The sequence below is a fragment of the Polaromonas sp. 39-63-25 genome (assembly GCF_002278925.1).
Classification (GTDB): domain Bacteria; phylum Pseudomonadota; class Gammaproteobacteria; order Burkholderiales; family Burkholderiaceae_C; genus Polaromonas.
The window spans coordinates 118,469-136,294 of the sequence record NZ_NCJH01000007.1 but is presented as its reverse complement, the minus strand read 5'-3'; the positions used below and the strand labels follow the sequence as shown (position 1 = coordinate 136,294).

The following is a 17,826-nucleotide window of genomic DNA, read 5'->3' as shown; positions in this document are numbered from 1 at the left end:
CTGCGGGCCGGCAGAGCCGGACCCGCGGCCCCTGCTTGAAGGAGCGGGACCCCACGCTTGCAGCTTCGTCTATTGCAATGGCCCGGATCTCGCTTGGCTGATGTCATGAACGCCCTGGACTCCACCTCCACACGCCCCTACCTGATTCGGGCGCTGTACGACTGGTGTACCGACAACGGGCTCACGCCTTATGTGGCGGTGGCTGTGGATGAAACCGTGCAGGTGCCGCGTGAATACGTCAAGAACAACGAGATCGTGCTCAACATCAGTTTTGATGCGACGAGCTCGCTCAAGCTGGGCAATGACTTCATCGAGTTCAAGGCGCGTTTTGCCGGGAGTGCCCGCGAGATCATGGTGCCGATTGGCCGTGTGATTGCCATTTACGCCCGCGAGAACGGTCAGGGAATGGCGTTTCCGCTGGCGACAGGGCCGTCGGAGGGTGTTCCCCAGTCACCGGTTCAGGCGGACGCGCCGCCTGTCGCAACGGAGGTGGACCCGTCTCCAGCCTCGGAGGCGAAGATCGTACAATTGGTTCCAGCCAACAATTCCTCTTCGGCCTCTTCGGTGCGCGACGATGATCCGGAACCGCCCGAACCACCCAAGCCGCAACAAGGCAAGCGCCCTTCACTCAAGCGCGTCAAGTAAAATAGAGTTTGTGCCGCTTTAGCTCAGTTGGTAGAGCAACCGCCTTGTAAGCGGTAGGTCGTCAGTTCGAATCCGACAAGCGGCACCATTTTCCTCCATCCTGCCCCGGCCTGCTGCCAGCGGACAGTGTTGACTCCCCATTTGATAGCAGTCCGGCCAAGGCAGGCTGGCCTTGGCCGTGAGCAGGTCAGGCTGGCTACTACTTTCGGCCGATTAGTATCTTCAACCGAATTGAGGTAACCTTCCAACCTTTGTCGATCAGGCGGGACTGGATCAGGGGCAGCAACTGGCGTACTTTGGCCGCAGCGGCATTGCTGCTGACCAGCAGGCACCAGGTGCCGTCTTCAATCGGTCCAGCCTGAATCGCGGGGCGCAAGGCTTCAGGAATCAGGGACTCCACAGCCTTGAGCCGGTCGCTGGATTCCTGGATAAGCCCGGCCAGCCGCGCCAGCGATGGCGAGTTCTCGACAGCCTGGCTGAAAGTGACGGCCTGGTGGAGACGAGGGCTGGAGTTCAAGGTTATCAGGCTCTGATTGTGAAGGAGACGAACACGTGCATTTGATTATCACGGATGCCTGGCTGGCGCAAAGCCGTGCCATTTATCTGAGTGGAACCAAGCTGGTGGTGGCGGGTTTTGTCGCGGCACTGGCATTGATGCTGGTGGCGGCAGGCATGTACCACTGGGTTTTCCTCAAGGGTGCGCGCGAGGGCTGGCCGGTGATCGGTGCCCTCGTCAAATTGGTGGTCAAGGACGAGTTCGAACAACGGGACCGCTTCATGCGGGAAAACCTCGACGCCATGGCCAAACGCCTGGGCGAAATGCAGGCCAAGATGATGCAGCTCGAATCGCTTGGTGAGCGGGTGTCGGGCCTGGCAGGCGTCAATCCCAACGATATCAGGACCCAGCCTGGGCGCGGCGGTGCGCTGGTGGAAGGACGCTCGCTGAGCATGGAAGAGCTGCAGGCGACCCTGGCCGACCTCGACAAATTGACAGATCAGCGTGTGGACCTGATGACGGTGATGGAGTCCAGGCTGTTTGACCAGAAGATCAAGAAGATGATGGTGCCCACCCAGCAGCCGGTGGCGGCCGGCGTGCTCGGCTCCGCTTTTGGCTGGCGGATTGACCCGCTGAACGGTCGCTCCGCACTCCACACCGGGCTGGATTTCCCGGCCGAACCCGGCACCTCGATTCTGGCGGCGGCGGGAGGCGTTGTGGTTACGCAGGAATATCACCCGGCGTACGGCAACATGGTCGAAATCGACCACGGCAACGACCTGGTGTCCCGTTATGGTCATGCGTCGAGGGTGATGGTTAAAAAGGGCGACCTGATCAAGCGGGGCCAGAAAATTGCCGAGGTGGGCACGACCGGGCGTTCGACCGGGCCGCATCTGCATTTTGAGGTGCTGGTGCAGGGCGTGTTCCAGGATCCCCAGAAATTCCTGACGGCGGGCCAGAAACTGCCCGCGCCGATGGCGCTTGCCGCTGCTCCTTCGGCCCCGGGACCGGCCGTCCAGACCGTCCGGCCGAAGTAAGAGCGCGGCAGAGGTAAAATCTGCGCTTCGCGCGCAGTTGAAACCAGCTGGCAGCGCCCACACCTAAGTCGATACTCAATAAGGATTTCGGCCGCACTGCCCGCTCATGGGAGCTGTCAGCGCGGCCTCGCATTTATGGCTTCCAATATCCTGACCAAAATCTTCGGCAGCCGCAACGACCGCCTGCTCAAAACCTACCGCAAATCCATCGAGCAAATCAATGCACTGGAAGCGCCACTGGAAGCCCTCGATGATGAGCAGCTGCGTGCCAAGACCCGGGAATTCATAGACCGCCTGGCCAAGGGCGAGACTTTGGACGCCATCCTCCCCGAAGCCTTTGCCGTGGTCCGGGAAGGCAGCAAGCGTGTCATGAAGATGCGCCATTTCGACGTGCAGATGCTGGGCGGCATGTCGCTGCATAACGGCAAGATTTCCGAGATGGGAACCGGCGAAGGCAAAACCCTGACAGCGACGCTGCCGGTCTACCTCAATGCGCTGACCGGCAAGGGCGTGCATGTGGTCACGGTCAACGACTACCTCGCCAACCGCGACGCCCAATGGATGGGCAAGCTTTACAACTTCCTGGGTCTGACGGTCGGCATCAACCTGCCGAACATGCAGCGCCCCGAGAAGCAGGAAGCCTACCGTGCCGACATCACCTACGGCACGAACAACGAATTCGGTTTTGACTACCTGCGCGACAACATGGTCTACGAAGTGGCCGACCGTGTTCAGCGCGGACTGAACTACGCCATCGTCGATGAGGTGGACTCGATCCTGATCGACGAAGCCCGCACGCCGCTGATCATCAGCGGCCAGGCCGAAGACCACACCGAGATGTACCTGGCCATCAACAAGGTGGTTCCCCTGCTGACGCGCCAGGAAGGCGAGGCCGACCCGCGTACCGGCGAGGGCATCATCAAGCCCGGCGACTTCACGCTCGATGAAAAGACGCATCAGGTGTTCCTGACCGAGCAGGGCCATGAAAATGCCGAACGCATCCTGTTCAGCCTGGGCCTGATTCCCGAAGGCGCCACGCTGTACGACCCGGCGAACATCTCGCTGATGCATCACCTGTACGCGGCCCTGCGTGCCAACCACATCTACCACCGCGACCAGCACTATGTGGTGCAGGACGGCGAGATCGTGATCGTCGACGAGTTCACCGGCCGCCTGATGTCGGGCCGGCGCTGGAGCGAGGGCCTGCATCAGGCCGTCGAGGCGAAAGAGGGCGTGGAGATCCAGGCCGAGAACCAGACCCTGGCATCGATCACCTTCCAGAATTACTTCCGCCTGTACGGCAAGCTGGCCGGCATGACCGGAACGGCCGACACCGAGGCCTACGAGTTCCAGGAAATCTACGGGCTCGAGACCATAGTGATCCCGCCGAATCGCCCGAGCCGGCGCGAGGACCAGCTCGATCGCGTGTACAAAACCACGCGTGAAAAATACGAGGCGGCCATCAAGGACATTCGCGAGTGCCATGAACGCGGCCAGCCGGTGCTGGTGGGCACCACGTCGATCGAAAATTCGGAAATCATCGACCAGTTGCTGGACAAGGAAAAGCTGCCGCACCAGGTGCTCAACGCCAAGCAGCATGCGCGCGAAGCGGACATCGTGGCCCAGGCCGGCCGCCCCGGCATGATCACGATCGCCACCAACATGGCCGGCCGCGGCACGGACATCGTGCTTGGCGGCAATGTGGAGAAACAGGTTGAAGCGGTTCAGGCGATGGAGGATGCGCCCAAAGATGCCAAGGATGCGGAAATCGCACGCCTGCGCGCCGAATGGGCGCAAGAGCATGAAAAAGTCAAATCACTCGGCGGTCTGCGCATCATCGCGACGGAGCGGCACGAGTCCCGCCGCATCGACAACCAGCTGCGCGGCCGCTCGGGCCGCCAGGGTGACCCCGGCTCCTCGCGTTTTTACCTGAGCCTGGACGACACGCTGATGCGCATTTTTGCCGGCGACCGGGTCCGCGCCATCATGGAGCGGCTCAAGATGCCGGACGGTGAGGCCATCGAAGCAGGCATCGTGACGCGCAGCATCGAATCCGCCCAGCGCAAGGTGGAAGCACGCAACTTCGATATTCGCAAGCAGCTGCTGGAATACGACGATGTGGCCAACGACCAGCGCAAGGTGATTTACCAGCAGCGCAACGACATCATGGACGCGGCCAGCCTGGAAGGGCAGATCGCCTCCCTGCGCGAGGGTTGCTTTACCGACCTGGTGCGCCAGTACATCCCGGCCGAAAGCGTGGAAGAGCAGTGGGACATTGCGGGCCTGGAAAAAGTGCTGCGTGATGAGTGGCAGATGGAGCTGTCGCTGCAGGGCGATGTGGAAGCAGCGACTGCCATCACCGATGAAGACCTGCTGGAAAAAGTGATTGCCGCCGCCAACGCGGCTTTTGCCGACAAGGTTGAAAAAATCGGTGAGGAAAACTTCACCCAGTTCGAGCGCATCGTGCTGCTGCAGAGCATTGACTCGCACTGGCGCGAGCACCTGAGCTCGCTCGACTACCTGCGCCAGGGCATCCACCTGCGCGGTTATGCCCAGAAGCAGCCCAAGCAGGAGTACAAGCGGGAAGCCTTCGAGCTGTTCGGCCAGTTGCTCGACAGCGTGAAAAACGAAGTCACCAAATTGCTCATGACGGTCCAGGTCCAGTCGGGCGAACAGCTCGGTCAGGCCGCCGAGGAAATGGAAGACCGCGCGGAGAGGATCGCCAACGTGACCTACACGGCGCCCACTGAAACCGGCGAAGTGGAAACCACGGTGGACGAGGAATCGCTGCGTTACAAGCAGGCCTTGCCGGACGGCGCCGTGCCACGGGTGGGCCGTAACGATCCGTGCCCTTGCGGCTCGGGAAAAAAATACAAACTCTGCCACGGCAAACTCAATTGAGTTTCGCCCGCCGGCCTGCTTCTGGAGCCAAGACAACATGCCTGTGAACCTGCTTGCCACGCCTGCCGACCAGCTCCATCCCGTGCCCGGCGTGCGCTGGGGCATTGCCGAGGCGGGCATACGCAAGGCCGGCCGCAAGGACCTGTCGGTGCTGCTGCTCGATGAGGGCGCTTCGGTCGGTGCGGTGTTCACACAAAACCGCTTCTGCGCCGCACCGGTGCAGATTTGCCGCGAGCACCTCGCCAAAAAAGGCGGTCAGAGCCTGGGCATACGGGCCATGCTGATCAACACCGGCAACGCCAATGCCGGCACCGGCGCGGACGGCCTGAGCCGGGCGCACGCCAGCTGCATTGCGCTGGCGCGCGAACTCAATGTGGCTCCGGAACAGATCCTGCCGTTTTCCACCGGTGTGATCATGGAGCCCCTGCCGCACGAACGCATCGCCGCAGGCCTGCCCGCTGCACTGGCCGATGCCAAGGCCGACAACTGGGGCCGGGCTGCCGAGGCCATCATGACCACGGACACCGTGGCCAAGGCGTTTTCCAGCCGCATCACCCTGGGTGGTGTACCCGTGACCATCACCGGCATCAGCAAGGGCGCCGGCATGATACGGCCCAACATGGCCACCATGCTGGGATTTCTGGCGACCGACGCCTGTGTGGCGCAAGGCCTGATGGCGCAGCTCGCCACCGAACTGGCCGAGGGCTCTTTCAACCGCATCACGGTCGATGGGGACACCTCCACCAACGACTCGTTTGTCGTGATCGCGAGCAACCAGGCCAGGCATGCCCCTGTCACTTCGCTGGACAGCCCCGACGGCCAGGTCCTGAAGGCTGCCATGCTGGATATCGCGAAAAAGCTGGCACAGGCCATCGTGCGCGACGGAGAGGGTGCCACCAAGTTCATCACGGTGAAGGTCGAGGGCGGCAAAACCGCTGCCGAATGCCGTCTCGTGGCTTATGCGATTGCGCATTCGCCGCTGGTCAAGACGGCCTTTTTTGCCAGCGATCCCAACCTCGGCCGCATCCTGGCCGCCGTCGGTTATGCCGGCATCGCCGATCTCGACCAGACAAAAATCGACCTTTACCTGGACGATGTGCTGGTGGCCAAAAACGGCGGACGGCATCCGGGCTATGTCGAGGCCGACGGCCAGCGCGTGATGAAACAAAGCGAAATCACCGTGCGCGTGTTGCTGGGTCGCGGCCAGGCCGTGGACACGGTCTGGACCTGTGACCTGTCCTACGACTACGTCAAGATCAACGCCGACTACCGCAGTTGAGCGTCCCTGCTTTTCCTTCGTACCTGATCGACCATGAACGAGCAATTTGAGCGCCTGATGGCGCGTGCGGAATCCCTGCTGGCGCGGATTGAGTCCGTGTTGCCGCAACCGCTGTCCGCACCCGACTGGAGCCAGGCGATCGCCTGGCGCTACCGCAAGCGCAGCTCCGGCCACGGCTCGCTGGAGCCGGTGCGCCACATCGGCAGCATGAGCCTCACGGACCTCAAGGAAATCGACGGCCAGAAGGAAAAGATCCGGCGCAACACCGAGCAGTTCGTGCTCGGCAAGCCCGCCAACAATGTGCTGTTGACCGGCGCCCGCGGCACCGGCAAGTCCTCGCTGATCAAGGCCTGCCTCAACGCCTATTCGGTGCGCGGCCTGCGCCTGATTGAGGTCGACAAGACCGACCTGACCGACTTGCCCGACATCGTCGATGTGGTCTCCGGTCTGAGCGAAAAATTCATCGTGTTCTGCGACGACCTGAGTTTTGAAGAAGGCGAGCCGGGCTACAAGGCGCTCAAGTCCATCCTCGACGGGTCCATCGCCGCGGCCACGCCGAATGTGCTGATTTACGCGACCAGCAACCGGCGCCACCTGCTGCCCGAGTACATGACGGAAAACCTCACCTACTCCCGCAGTGAAGACGGCGAGGTGCATCCCGGCGAGGTGGTCGAGGAAAAGATTTCGCTGTCCGAACGCTTTGGCCTGTGGGTCAGCTTCTACCCGTTCAGCCAGGACGAATACCTGATCATCGTCGCGCAGTGGCTGTCATCGTTCGGCGTCGGCCAGGACGCGATCACCGCGGCCCAACCGGCATCACTGGTCTGGGCGCTGGAGCGCGGCTCGCGCAGCGGCCGCGTGGCCTACCAGTTCGCGCGCGACTACGCCGGCCGTGACAGCGAGCAGCGGCCCACCGCCGCAGCGCCCATCGCGGCATACGAGCGGCCCGGCGACGCGGCGGCTGATCACGCGACATGAGTGTGCTGGTTGCCGACGGCGAGCGCCCGCGCGAGGGCGGCGCCGACCGCAAGGTGGTCGATGTCGCGGTTGGGGTATTGTTGCGGCCGGACGGCGACTTCCTGCTGACCTCGCGGCCCCCGGGCAAAGTCTATGAACACTACTGGGAGTTCCCCGGCGGCAAGCTGGAACCCGGCGAGACAGTGGAGCAGGCTTTGCGCCGCGAATTGCGGGAAGAAATCGGTATCACGATTGGCGCCGTCCAGCCCTGGAAAATCGAGCTGGTGGACTACCCACACGCGCTGGTGCGGCTGCATTTCTGCAAGGTGTTCGACTGGACCGGCGAGTTGCAGATGCACGAGGGTCAGCAGTGTGCCTGGCAGCGCCTGCCGGTGGAGGTCTGGCCTGTGTTGCCGGGTACGCTGCCGGTGCTGGGCTGGTTCGCGGCCGAACGCCGGTTTCCCGGCGCGACGCACGCTGCCGATTGACCGGTTCGTGCACCGGCGGCCTTGACGTGCTCTGTTATTGATAGCTGCCTGCGCTTGCTGAATAAGGGCTGTAGGCACTTTTGGCTTGAAAATTCGGCGTATCGTTTGGGCGCCGGCCTCAGGCCGTGAATTCCCACTGTTTTCTCGCACCCAGCACCGCATCCGGATAGGCCGCCTTGCCGCGCGAGCCGTTGTAACGGCCCAGGCCCAGGAACAGGTCGCCTTTTTCCCGGTCCAGGTAGTGCCGCAGGATCACGCAGCCAAAACGCAGGTTGGTCTGCATGTGAAACAGCTTGCCGGCATCGCCGTCGCCAATGACTCGGGTCCAGAAAGGCATGACCTGCATGTAGCCACGGGCGCCGACACGGCTGACCGCAAATTTGCGGAAATTGCTTTCGACCTGGATCAGGCCCAGCACCAGCGCCACGTCCAGGCCGGCGCGTTTGCTTTCGTACCAGACCGTCTGCAGGAATTCCTTGCGGATCTGCCATTCCGGCTTTTTCTTCCTGAGCCGGTCGCTCATGGCGCCCAGCCAGCGCAGGTAGGCGAGGCGGCTTTCGGTGTCGCGAAATTCGGGCACCGGCGGCGCCTGGCTGGCGACGGCCGAACTCAACGCCGTGCGAACCGAGTCGATCAGGGGTTCTTCGATCTGCGCACCGGCCTGGGATTGCTCCGAAAAAAGGAGCGCTCCCCCCAGAATGGAAAAGGACTGCAGGCACTTTCTTCTTGAAAGCCCGGAAGCCGGCGGGGGCGCGGCTGCAGCGGGTGTCTGGGGTGACAAAAAGAAGTTGGACGGCCTCATTGAGCTCAGAGGGCCAGTTTTCCCTTGAGGAAGTGGAAGGCGCCGGCAAGGTCGATCTTGCTCGATGCGGCGTCGCGGCGGTGCTGGTATTCCAGCTGGCCGTCTTTCAGGCCGCGGTCGCCGATGGTGACGCGGTGCGGCACCCCGATGAGTTCCCAGTCGGCAAACATGGCACCCGGCCGTTCGCCCCGGTCGTCCAGGATCACATCCACACCGGCGGCGACCAGTTCGTCATGAAGCTTCTCCGCCGCCGCTTTCACCTCGGGGAAACGGTCCGGGCTGATGGGGCAGAGCACCACGGTAAAAGGTGCAATCGCGTCCGGCCAGATGATGCCGCGCTCGTCATGGTTTTGCTCGATCGCCGCTGCCGGCAGGCGTGTGATGCCGATGCCGTAGCAGCCCATTTCGAGGAATTGCGGCTTGCCGTTTTCGTCGAGAAAGGTCGCGTTCATCGCCTGGCTGTATTTGGTGCCGAGGTAGAACACATGGCCCACTTCGATGCCGCGTTCAATCGCCAGCACGCCCTTGCCGTCGGGGGAGGCGTCACCGGCGACCACGTTGCGGATGTCGGCGATCAGGTCGGGCTCGGGCAGATCGCGGCCCCAGTTCACGCCGGTGATGTGGAAGTCTGCTTCGTTGGCGCCGCAGATCCAGTCGCTCATTGCCGCCACCTCCCGGTCGGCCACGATGTTGAGCGGCTTCTTCAAGCCCACCGGCCCGAGGTAACCCGGCTTGCAGCCAAAGTGCTCCTCAATCTCCTCTAGGGTGGCAAAACGGAAGCCTGCATTGAGCCCCGGCAGCTTGCCAAGCTTGACTTCGTTCATGTCGTGGTCGCCGCGCAGCAGCAGCAGCCAGACCTGGGTCTTGACTACTTCGTCGTAGTCGTTGAGTTCATCGGTGGCCAGCACCAGCGACTTGACGGTGCGTGCCAGCGGCAGCCCCAGCAGTTCGGCCACGTCGGCGCAGGTAGCTTTGCCTGGCGTCGGTGTCCTGGTCATGTCCTGCGCCGGGGCAGGGCGCGCCCCCTGAGGCGCCAGCGCCTCGGCTTTTTCCATGTTGGCGGCGTAGTCGCTCTCCGGGCAGTAGACGATGGCGTCTTCGCCGGTGGCGGCGATCACCTGGAACTCTTCGCTGAGGTCGCCGCCAATCGCGCCGCTGTCGGCCGCGACGGCGCGGTAGGTCAGGCCGAAGCGGTCAAAAATCCGGCGGTAAGCCTGCGCCATGACTTGGTAGCTGGCCTTGGCGGCGGTCTGGTCGCGGTCAAAGCTGTAGGCGTCCTTCATGATGAACTCGCGCCCGCGCATCAGGCCAAAGCGTGGCCGGCGTTCGTCGCGGAATTTCGTCTGGATCTGGTACAGGTTTTTGGGCAGCTGCTTGTAGCTCTTGATGTCCTGGCGCATTACGTCGGTGATGACTTCCTCGCTGGTCGGCTGCACCACAAAGTCCCGGCCATGGCGGTCCTTGATGCGCAGCAGTTCCGGCCCCATGGATGCAAACCGGCCGGTTTCCTGCCAGAGTTCGGCCGGCTGGATCACCGGCATGCTCATTTCCACCGCGCCGGCGCGGTTCATTTCCTCGCGAACGATGGCTTCCACCTTGTGGATCACGCGCAGGCCCATGGGCATGTAGTTGTAGATGCCGGCGCCCAGTTTCTTGATCATGCCGGCGCGCATCATCAACTGGTGGCTCACCACCTCGGCGTCAGCGGGCGCTTCCTTGAGGGTGGAAATGAAGAACTGGGAGGCTTTCATGGATGGTTTTTCCGGGCTTCGTGAGGTTTTTGGGACTGCCGCCCCGGCGTGCGCTTGGCTCTGAGCATTCTGCTGTGCATAATGGACTCAGTTTAAAAAATTGAGGTTTGATTATGCTTGACCGGGACGGCTTTCGGGTACCCACTCGTGGCAGTTTCCGCAGGGTGGCATTGATCGGGGCGAAAATCCCGAGCAGGCCATGTTCCGCGAACTGCACGAAGAAGTGGGGCTGATGCCGCAACATGTGCAATTGCTTGCCCGGACCCGTGACTGGTTGCGCTATGAGGTGCCTGACCGGTTTATCCGCCGCGATGCGCGCGGACATTACAAAGGCCAGAAACAGATCTGGTTTCTCCTGCAGCTGGTCGGTCACGACTGGGACTTGAACCTGCGCGCAACCGACCATCCGGAGTTCGACGCCTGGCGCTGGAACGACTACTGGGTTCCGCTGGACGTCGTTGTGGAATTCAAGCGCGGCGTCTATGAAATGGCGCTGACCGAACTGTCGCGTTTCGTGCCGCGTTTTGACAACCGCTTCGAGCCGCGGCCCGACCACCGGAACCGCTATTTGCGTGGCGGCATGCGCCACCGCGATCCGGCCGATGTCGGTTCGGGCGAGCCCGGTCTTCAGGGGCTGCGCGGGCCCGGCTTGCCAGGTGCATCTTTCGAATTGCCTCCTGGTGCAACGTTCGAGCCCGATCCCCAAACCAGCTTCATGGCTGCTGCCAGAAAAGACAAGCATGACATTTAAATCCTGGGGTGCGGCATGTTTGCTGGGCCTTTCCCTGGCGGCTTGGGCACAGCCCAATATCAACACCGATCCCCTCGACTGGAAAGAAGGCGAGGTGCCAGCGCCACCGGCTTTTGACACGCGAAAACTTCTGACTTTTGATGTGGCGGGTTCCTCGCTGGTTTTTGGCGTGGATCCGGCCACCTTGCGTATCTCGGACGACGGGATTGTCCGCTACGTGATGGTTGCCAGCAGCGCCAGCGGTGCGCGCAATGTGTTTTATGAAGGCTTGCGCTGCATCAGCGGGGAGCTCAAGACCTATGCCCGCTACACCCCGGAAGGCACCTGGGTCAAGGTCGACAAGCCGGAATGGCGCTCGCTTTTCGGCAGCGCATCGACGCGGCACGCGCTGCAACTGGCCAAGGCCGGGGCCTGCAACAACTCTGCGCCCCCGTCCTCGGTCGAGGAAATGGTCCGCCTGCTCAAAACCCAGGGACTCAGGCCGTAAGCACCAGGTTGGTCCGGTGGATCATTTCGGCTTCACCGGTGTAACCGAGCAGCTTTTCAAATTCTGAAGAGGGTTTGCGGCAGATCAGCCGGGCCTCGGCGCTGGAGTAGTTGGCCAGCCCCCGGGCAACTTCGGTGCCGTCGCCGTCGCGGATGGCAATCACATCTCCGCGGGAAAACTCGCCCTGCACGGTGGTCATGCCGATGGGCAGCAGGCTTTTGCCCTCGTCGCGTACCTTGACGGCCGCGCCAGCGTCCACCGTTACGGCGCCACGCAGCTGCAGATGGTCGGCGATCCATTGCTTGCGGGCCTGGTTCTTTCCCGTCTGGGCAACAAGCAGCGTGCCAATGGCCTCGCCCTGTGTCAGGCGGATCAGGGCATTCGGTTCGCGGCCCCAGGCAATCACGGTGGAGGCGCCGGACCCGGCCGCGCGTTTGGCCGCCAGGATTTTCGTGATCATGCCGCCCTTGCCGATGCTGGAGCCGGCGCCGCCTGCCATGGCTTCCAGCGCCGGGTCACCGGCCTGGGCCTCATGGACAAAACGCGCAGAAGCATCCTTGCGCGGGTCGGCGGTGTACAGGCCCTTCTGGTCCGTCAGGATGACCAGCACGTCCGCGTCCACCAGATTGGCCACCAGCGCGCCCAGGGTGTCGTTGTCGCCGAACTTGATCTCGTCGTTGACCACGGTGTCGTTTTCATTGATCACCGGCACCACACCGAGCTGCAGCAAGGTCAGCAGGGTGGAGCGCGCATTGAGATACCGTTCGCGATCAGCCAGGTCGGCATGGGTGAGCAGCACCTGCGCACTGCCGACGCCGTTTTCGCGCAGCTGGCTTTCGTACACCTGCACCAGCCCCATCTGGCCGACGGCAGCAGCGGCCTGCAGCTCATGGATGGCCTTGGGGCGGGTGGCCCAGCCCAGCCGTTTCATGCCTTCGGCGATGGCGCCGCTGCTGACCATGATGACTTCACGGCCGCTTTTGACCAGCACGGCGAGCTGCTGGCACCACTGGCCGATGGCCTGCGCGTCCAGTCCCCGGCCTTCATCGGTGACCAGGCTGGAGCCGACCTTGACGACGATGCGTCTGGCGTTGAGGAGGACGGTGGACACTGGTTTTTCCTGCATGTTCAGGGCATTTTAGTGCTCCAGCCCTTGGTGGCTGGACGCGAGTAGCTACTATTTATGTAGCACGGCAAAAGAGCGGCTGCAGGCGTTTTCAGCCGGCTGCCGGCGGGTCTGCCGGCAACTCCGCAAAACGCGGGTCGACCTCTTCAGGTTCCTGCTCGCTTTTCTGCACAGACTTGACGTGCTGGTAAATCGTCTTGACCAGCTGCTCGCAGCCCTCGCGTGTCAGGGCCGAGATCTCGAAGACCGGGCCCTTGAACTTGAAGCGTTTGACAAAGTCCTTGACCAGCGCGGCCCGCTTGTCCGCATCCACCATGTCGAGCTTGTTGAGTACGAGCCAGCGCGGCTTGTTGTACAGCGCTTCATCGTATTTCTTGAGTTCCCCCACAATGGCCTTGGCCTGTGCCACAGGATCCACGCTGTCATCAAACGGCGCCATGTCCACGATGTGCAGCAGCAGGCGGGTGCGCTGCAGGTGGCGCAGGAACAGGTGGCCCAGACCGGCACCTTCTGAGGCGCCCTCGATCAGGCCGGGCAAATCCGCAACGACAAAACTCTGTTCCGGGCCAACCCGCACTACACCGAGGTTGGGGTGCAGGGTGGTAAACGGGTAGTCGGCAATACGCGGCCTGGCGTTGGAAATGGCCGAAATGAAGGTGGACTTGCCGGCATTGGGCATGCCCAGCAGACCGACATCGGCCAAGACTTTCAGTTCCAGCTTGAGGCTTTTGTGTTCACCGGGCCAGCCTGGCGTCTTGCTGCGCGGCGCCCGGTTGGTCGAGCTCTTGAAGCGCAGGTTGCCGAAGCCGCCGTCGCCGCCCTTGGCGATCAGCACTTCCTCGCCGGGCACCAGCAGCTCAAACAGAACCTCGCCGGTTTCGGCGTCGGTCAGGATCGTGCCCACCGGCATCTTGAGGATGATGTCGTCGCCCTTGGCGCCAAACATGTCCGAGCCCATGCCGTGCTCGCCATTGCGTGCGTGGTGGCGGCGCGAAAACCGGAAATCGACCAGGGTGTTCAGGTTCACGTCCGCCAGGGCATAAACATGCCCGCCGCGGCCGCCGTCACCGCCGTTGGGGCCACCGAACTCCTTGTACTTTTCATGGCGGAAGGAGACGCAGCCACTCCCGCCATCGCCAGCGGCGATGTCAATATAGGCTTCGTCAACAAATTTCATGATTTTTAAAGGGTGTCCGGCAGCACGGGCTGTCCGAGTCCTGAAGGTAGTTTACAAAGATTGGAAAACAAGAGGGGCCAAAACAACAAAGCCCCGACCAAGCGGGGCTTCGATGCCATCGAAGTGATCAGCTTACGCTGGGGTCACGTTGACGGTGTGCTTGTTCAGCGAGCCCTTGACAGCAAACGATACCGAACCGTCCACCAGTGCAAACAGGGTGTGGTCCTTGCCGATGCCGACATTGACGCCCGGATGGAACTTGGTGCCACGCTGGCGCACGATGATGCTGCCTGCGTTGATCACTTCGCCGCCAAACTTCTTGACGCCCAACATCTTTGGCTTGGAATCCCGCCCGTTTCGCGTAGAGCCGCCGCCTTTTTTCTGTGCCATTTTTCAATACTCCTTGGTGCGTCGCTGCTTAACCGGCGATGGCGCCGATTTGCAGTTCCGTGAAGTTCTGACGGTGACCTTGACGTTTTTGGTAGTGCTTGCGCCTACGCATTTTGAAAATGCGCACTTTGTCGCCCCTGCCGTGAGACAGGACAGTTACCGTAACAGTAGCGCCGGACACCAAGGGCGTACCAACCGTGATTGTGCTGCCGCTTCCGACAGCCAATACCTGGTCAATAACGATCTCTTGGCCTACGTCCGCAGCAATCTGTTCTACTTTAATTTTTTCACCAGTGGCAACTTTGTATTGTTTGCCGCCGGTTTTTATGACCGCGTACATGTGAGACCTCGTATGTGAGTTCTGCGGACGGATTTCCACAGAGCCCTAGATTCTAGCACGGCGCCGTTATTTGTCACGGGACTTCCATTCGGCGCCGCTGGGTGTGCCGGGCTGGGGGCTTGCTTTCTATAATTCCTGAAATCTCATGTCTGGACCGTTTTGTCTGTAAATTCTTCTAGCACCGCCGCCGCACTGGCCCTGATTGCCGACGACATGCAAGCCATGGACGCGGTGATCGCGCGCCGCCTGAGCACCGAAGTGCCCCTGGTCAGCCAGGTATCGCAGTACATCATCGCCGCCGGTGGCAAGCGCCTGCGCCCTGCGTTGCTGCTGCTGATGTGCGGTGCTTTGGGTTACCGCGGCGAGCAGCGTTTCAATCTGGCCGCTGTGGTGGAATTCATACATACGGCGACCTTGCTCCACGATGACGTGGTTGACGAGTCCGCCCTGCGCCGGGGTCGGGCCACCGCCAACGCTTCATTTGGTAACCCGGCCAGTGTTCTGGTGGGAGATTTCCTCTATTCCAGGGCCTTCCAGATGATGGTCGATGCCGGCGACATGCGCATCATGCAAACCCTGGCCGAGGCGACCAACATCATTGCCGAAGGCGAAGTGCTGCAATTGATGAACATGCACGATGCCGGTCTGTCCGAAGAAGGCTATCTGCGCGTGATTCGCTCCAAAACCGCCAAGTTGTTCGAGGCGAGCGCCCGGCTGGCTGCATTGCTGGCGCAGGCGCCGGCTGACATAGAGCTTGCCTGCGCCGACTACGGACAGGCGCTGGGAACCGCCTTCCAGGTGATTGACGATGTGCTGGACTATGACGGCGACGCCGAGGAAATGGGAAAAAACCTAGGGGACGACCTGCGCGAGGGCAAGGCGACCCTGCCGCTGATCATCGCCATGCAGCGCGGCACCGCGGACGAGCAGGCCACCATCCGGCAGGCCATCGAGACCGGCGGGACGGGGCAGCTGGCCGAGATAGTGGCGATCGTCCGCAAGACCGGTGCCCTGCAGGCGACCCGGGATGCAGCGGCCGCGGAGGCTCAACGCGCTGTCCAGGCCTTGGCGGCACTGGGGGTCAACCCCTACAGCGAGGCCTTGCTACAATTGGCTTCTCAGCTGCTGCAGCGTCGTTCCTGACGCCTGAGGCGGCATTTTTCGGGGTGTAGCTTAGCCTGGTAGAGCGCTACGTTCGGGACGTAGAGGCCGGAGGTTCGAATCCTCTCACCCCGACCATTCATGGTCCGCTTCCGAGCCCCGCATCCCGTCCGCGGATGTCTGACTTTGCTTTGTTCCAACACCGGAGCAAAGGCAGAACGCTTTTAGATTTACACCGCCAGATCTATCGGCGATGATGTCAATTTTATCAATTCGGGCTGGATTCTCAAAACCATGGCAGCTGTCGATTCTGTAAGCAATGCACCCGCCACGCTGGCATTGCCCGGCTTGGGCAGGGCGTTGGTCATTGCCGGCAAGCTGGGCCAGAAGGCCGCGGAGGACATCTTTCGCAAGGCCCAGAGCGGGCGTACCAGCTTTATTGCCGAATTGACCGGCTCCGGCGCGGTGTCCCCGTCGGACCTCGCCCACACCATGTCCACCGCGTTTGCGGCCCCCCTTCTTGATCTGAATGCGATAGATACACAGCGCTTGCCCAAGGGTTTGCTGGACACCAAAATCTGTCAGGCTTACCGGATTGTGGTTCTGAGCAAGCGCAGCAACCGCCTGATCGTCGCGACCGCCGACCCGTCCGACCAGGAAGCCGCAGAAAAAATCAAGTTTTCCACCCAGATGGGCGTGGACTGGGTCATTGCCGAGTACGACAAGCTGTCCAAGATGGTGGAGGCGTCTGCCACCACTGCGACCGAAGCCATGGACAGCATCATTGGTGATGATTTTGAGTTTGATGAGTCCTCCGCGGAGGCGGCCAGCGCGGACAGCAACGACACCGGTGTTTCGGAAGTCGAGGACGCGCCGGTTGTCAAGTTCCTGCACAAGATGCTGCTCGACGCGTTCAGCATGCGGGCCTCGGACCTGCACTTCGAGCCTTACGAGCACACCTACCGGGTGCGCTTTCGCATCGACGGCGAGTTGCGCGAGATTGCCTCGCCGCCTGTGGCGATCAAGGAAAAGCTGGCCTCGCGGATCAAGGTCATCTCGAAAATGGATATTTCGGAAAAGCGGATTCCCCAGGACGGGAAGATGAAGCTGAAAATCGGGCCCGACCGGGTGATCGATTTCCGGGTCAGCACCCTGCCCACGATGTTCGGTGAAAAAATCGTGATCCGTATCCTGGATCCGAGCAGCGCCAAACTGGGCATTGATGCGCTGGGTTACGAGCCTGTTGAAAAGGAGCGCCTGCTCAACGCCGTGCAGCGTCCCTACGGCATGGTGCTGGTGACCGGCCCCACCGGTTCCGGCAAAACCGTGTCCCTGTACACCTGCCTGAATATCCTGAACAAGCCGGGCGTGAACATCGCCACGGCAGAGGACCCGGCCGAGATCAACCTGCCTGGCGTCAACCAGGTCAGCATGAACGACAAGGCTGGCCTGACGTTTTCCGTGGCCCTGAAGGCGTTTTTGCGACAGGACCCGGACATCATCATGGTCGGCGAGATCCGCGATCTGGAAACGGCCGAAATCTCCATCAAGGCCGCCCAGACCGGCCACCTGGTGTTATCCACCTTGCATACCAACGATGCGCCGGCCACGCTGACGCGGCTGCGCAACATGGGCATTGCCCCCTTCAACATCGCCTCGAGCGTCATCCTGATCACGGCCCAGCGCCTGGCGCGGCGCCTTTGCCCCAATTGCAAGGCCCCCGCTGACATTCCGCGCGAGACCTTGCTGGACGCGGGTTTCAAGGAGGATGATGTGGATGGCACCTGGACGCCTTACCGGCCGGTGGGCTGCTCCATGTGCAACAACGGTTACAAGGGCCGGGTGGGGGTTTACCAGGTCATGCCCATCACCGAGGAACTCCAGCGGATCATCCTGCGTGATGGCAGCGCACTCGAAATCGCTGCGCAGGCAGAAAGCGAAGGTGTCAAAAGCCTGCGCGGAGCAGGTCTGCACAAGGTCAAACTCGGCATGACCTCACTCGAAGAAATTCTGGCCTGCACCAATGTTTAAGCCCTTGCCCCTCAACAAGCGGGTTTGTCGCGTCGCTGGACATTTCGAGTCCCCATCATCACTTTCC

Annotated in this window: 16 protein-coding genes, 2 tRNA genes and 1 pseudogene; 12 read left to right on the top strand and 7 right to left on the bottom strand. The window is 61.9% G+C overall.

The annotated features are described in order from the left end of the window. The first annotated feature begins 105 nt into the window (after positions 1–105). Complete coding sequence (locus tag B7X65_RS10395) at positions 106–645, top strand: ClpXP protease specificity-enhancing factor (protein ID WP_293594232.1); 540 nt, start codon at positions 106–108, stop codon at positions 643–645. Positions 646–657: 12 nt separating this feature from the next. Further along, a tRNA-Thr gene (locus B7X65_RS10390) sits at positions 658–733 on the top strand. Between the two features lie 111 nt (positions 734–844). Here the strand turns inward: B7X65_RS10390 and B7X65_RS10385 are convergent. Beyond that, positions 845–1,162: a hypothetical protein gene (locus tag B7X65_RS10385; RefSeq protein WP_293594231.1), complete on the bottom strand. Its 318-nt coding sequence runs from the start codon at positions 1,160–1,162 to the stop codon at positions 845–847. Positions 1,163–1,197: 35 nt separating this feature from the next. Between B7X65_RS10385 and B7X65_RS10380 the strand changes: the two genes are divergently transcribed. The 5 genes from B7X65_RS10380 (at position 1,198) to B7X65_RS10360 (ending at position 7,803) form a co-directional block, all read left to right on the top strand. Then, complete coding sequence (locus B7X65_RS10380; RefSeq protein ID WP_293594230.1) at positions 1,198–2,178, top strand: M23 family metallopeptidase; 981 nt, start codon at positions 1,198–1,200, stop codon at positions 2,176–2,178. 135 nt (positions 2,179–2,313) lie between these two features. Further along, positions 2,314–5,079, top strand: a complete 2,766-nt coding sequence (gene secA / locus B7X65_RS10375; protein WP_293594229.1) for a preprotein translocase subunit SecA — start codon at positions 2,314–2,316, stop codon at positions 5,077–5,079. 37 nt (positions 5,080–5,116) lie between these two features. Continuing rightward, positions 5,117–6,358, top strand: a complete 1,242-nt coding sequence (gene argJ / locus B7X65_RS10370; protein ID WP_293594228.1) for a bifunctional glutamate N-acetyltransferase/amino-acid acetyltransferase ArgJ — start codon at positions 5,117–5,119, stop codon at positions 6,356–6,358. Between the two features lie 33 nt (positions 6,359–6,391). Then, a complete protein-coding gene (locus B7X65_RS10365) occupies positions 6,392–7,336 on the top strand; it encodes an ATP-binding protein (RefSeq protein WP_293594227.1) in 945 nt (314 codons plus the stop codon). Then, positions 7,333–7,803, top strand: coding sequence for an NUDIX domain-containing protein (locus B7X65_RS10360; protein WP_293594226.1), 471 nt, complete (start codon positions 7,333–7,335; stop codon positions 7,801–7,803). Before B7X65_RS10365 ends, B7X65_RS10360 begins: the two co-directional genes overlap by 4 nt. A 118-nt stretch (positions 7,804–7,921) precedes the next feature. Here the strand turns inward: B7X65_RS10360 and B7X65_RS10355 are convergent, their stop codons facing one another. Together B7X65_RS10355 and B7X65_RS10350 are read right to left on the bottom strand one after the other, a co-directional pair. Then, positions 7,922–8,605, bottom strand: a complete 684-nt coding sequence (locus B7X65_RS10355) for a lytic transglycosylase domain-containing protein (protein ID WP_293594225.1) — start codon at positions 8,603–8,605, stop codon at positions 7,922–7,924. A 5-nt stretch (positions 8,606–8,610) separates the two neighbouring features. After that, positions 8,611–10,356 (bottom strand): proline--tRNA ligase, encoded by a 1,746-nt coding sequence (locus B7X65_RS10350; protein WP_293594224.1) that lies wholly within the window; start codon positions 10,354–10,356, stop codon positions 8,611–8,613. Positions 10,357–10,495: 139 nt separating this feature from the next. Between B7X65_RS10350 and B7X65_RS10345 the strand changes: the two are divergent. Both B7X65_RS10345 and B7X65_RS10340 read left to right on the top strand, forming a co-directional pair. After that, a pseudogene (locus tag B7X65_RS10345) lies at positions 10,496–11,107 on the top strand (RNA pyrophosphohydrolase); the annotation flags it as partial. Then, positions 11,097–11,594, top strand: coding sequence for a CNP1-like family protein (locus tag B7X65_RS10340; RefSeq protein ID WP_293594223.1), 498 nt, complete (start codon positions 11,097–11,099; stop codon positions 11,592–11,594). The pseudogene B7X65_RS10345 and the gene B7X65_RS10340, both read left to right, overlap by 11 nt. Here the strand turns inward: B7X65_RS10340 and proB are convergent. The 4 genes from proB to rplU all read right to left on the bottom strand — a co-directional run bounded on the left by proB (position 11,584) and on the right by rplU (position 14,627). Continuing rightward, positions 11,584–12,720 (bottom strand): glutamate 5-kinase, encoded by a 1,137-nt coding sequence (gene proB / locus B7X65_RS10335; protein WP_293594222.1) that lies wholly within the window; start codon positions 12,718–12,720, stop codon positions 11,584–11,586. The two genes, B7X65_RS10340 and proB, sit on opposite strands and share 11 nt — an antisense overlap. Before the next feature lie 91 nt (positions 12,721–12,811). Next, complete coding sequence (cgtA, locus tag B7X65_RS10330) at positions 12,812–13,897, bottom strand: Obg family GTPase CgtA (RefSeq protein WP_293594221.1); 1,086 nt, start codon at positions 13,895–13,897, stop codon at positions 12,812–12,814. A gap of 132 nt (positions 13,898–14,029) precedes the next feature. Beyond that, entirely contained in the window at positions 14,030–14,287 is a 258-nt protein-coding gene (rpmA, locus tag B7X65_RS10325) for a 50S ribosomal protein L27 (protein WP_096698185.1), read from the bottom strand. 28 nt (positions 14,288–14,315) lie between these two features. After that, positions 14,316–14,627: a 50S ribosomal protein L21 gene (rplU, locus tag B7X65_RS10320; protein WP_096667182.1), complete on the bottom strand. Its 312-nt coding sequence runs from the start codon at positions 14,625–14,627 to the stop codon at positions 14,316–14,318. A gap of 159 nt (positions 14,628–14,786) precedes the next feature. Here rplU and B7X65_RS10315 point away from each other — a divergent pair, with 159 nt between their 5' ends. The 3 genes from B7X65_RS10315 (at position 14,787) to pilB (ending at position 17,759) form a co-directional block, all read left to right on the top strand. Next, on the top strand, positions 14,787–15,770 hold the full coding sequence (locus tag B7X65_RS10315; RefSeq protein WP_293594220.1) for a polyprenyl synthetase family protein: 984 nt from the start codon (positions 14,787–14,789) through the stop codon (positions 15,768–15,770). Positions 15,771–15,789: 19 nt separating this feature from the next. After that, a tRNA-Pro gene (locus tag B7X65_RS10310) sits at positions 15,790–15,866 on the top strand. 156 nt (positions 15,867–16,022) lie between these two features. Next, on the top strand, positions 16,023–17,759 hold the full coding sequence (gene pilB, locus B7X65_RS10305) for a type IV-A pilus assembly ATPase PilB (RefSeq protein ID WP_293594219.1): 1,737 nt from the start codon (positions 16,023–16,025) through the stop codon (positions 17,757–17,759). Positions 17,760–17,826: the final 67 nt, after the last annotated feature.

What these genes read in the sequence shown, in the direction of transcription:
- B7X65_RS10395 (WP_293594232.1), top strand. Translation starts at nt 106, where the DNA reads ATGAACGCCCTGGACTCCACCTCCACACGCCCCTACCTGATTCGGGCG.
- secA (WP_293594229.1), top strand. Translation starts at nt 2,314, where the DNA reads ATGGCTTCCAATATCCTGACCAAAATCTTCGGCAGCCGCAACGACCGC.
- argJ (WP_293594228.1), top strand. Translation starts at nt 5,117, where the DNA reads ATGCCTGTGAACCTGCTTGCCACGCCTGCCGACCAGCTCCATCCCGTG.
- B7X65_RS10365 (WP_293594227.1), top strand. Translation starts at nt 6,392, where the DNA reads ATGAACGAGCAATTTGAGCGCCTGATGGCGCGTGCGGAATCCCTGCTG.
- B7X65_RS10360 (WP_293594226.1), top strand. Translation starts at nt 7,333, where the DNA reads ATGAGTGTGCTGGTTGCCGACGGCGAGCGCCCGCGCGAGGGCGGCGCC.
- B7X65_RS10355 (WP_293594225.1), bottom strand. Translation starts at nt 8,605, where the DNA reads ATGAGGCCGTCCAACTTCTTTTTGTCACCCCAGACACCCGCTGCAGCC.
- B7X65_RS10350 (WP_293594224.1), bottom strand. Translation starts at nt 10,356, where the DNA reads ATGAAAGCCTCCCAGTTCTTCATTTCCACCCTCAAGGAAGCGCCCGCT.
- B7X65_RS10340 (WP_293594223.1), top strand. Translation starts at nt 11,097, where the DNA reads ATGACATTTAAATCCTGGGGTGCGGCATGTTTGCTGGGCCTTTCCCTG.
- proB (WP_293594222.1), bottom strand. Translation starts at nt 12,720, where the DNA reads ATGCAGGAAAAACCAGTGTCCACCGTCCTCCTCAACGCCAGACGCATC.
- cgtA (WP_293594221.1), bottom strand. Translation starts at nt 13,897, where the DNA reads ATGAAATTTGTTGACGAAGCCTATATTGACATCGCCGCTGGCGATGGC.
- rpmA (WP_096698185.1), bottom strand. Translation starts at nt 14,287, where the DNA reads ATGGCACAGAAAAAAGGCGGCGGCTCTACGCGAAACGGGCGGGATTCC.
- rplU (WP_096667182.1), bottom strand. Translation starts at nt 14,627, where the DNA reads ATGTACGCGGTCATAAAAACCGGCGGCAAACAATACAAAGTTGCCACT.
- pilB (WP_293594219.1), top strand. Translation starts at nt 16,023, where the DNA reads ATGGCAGCTGTCGATTCTGTAAGCAATGCACCCGCCACGCTGGCATTG.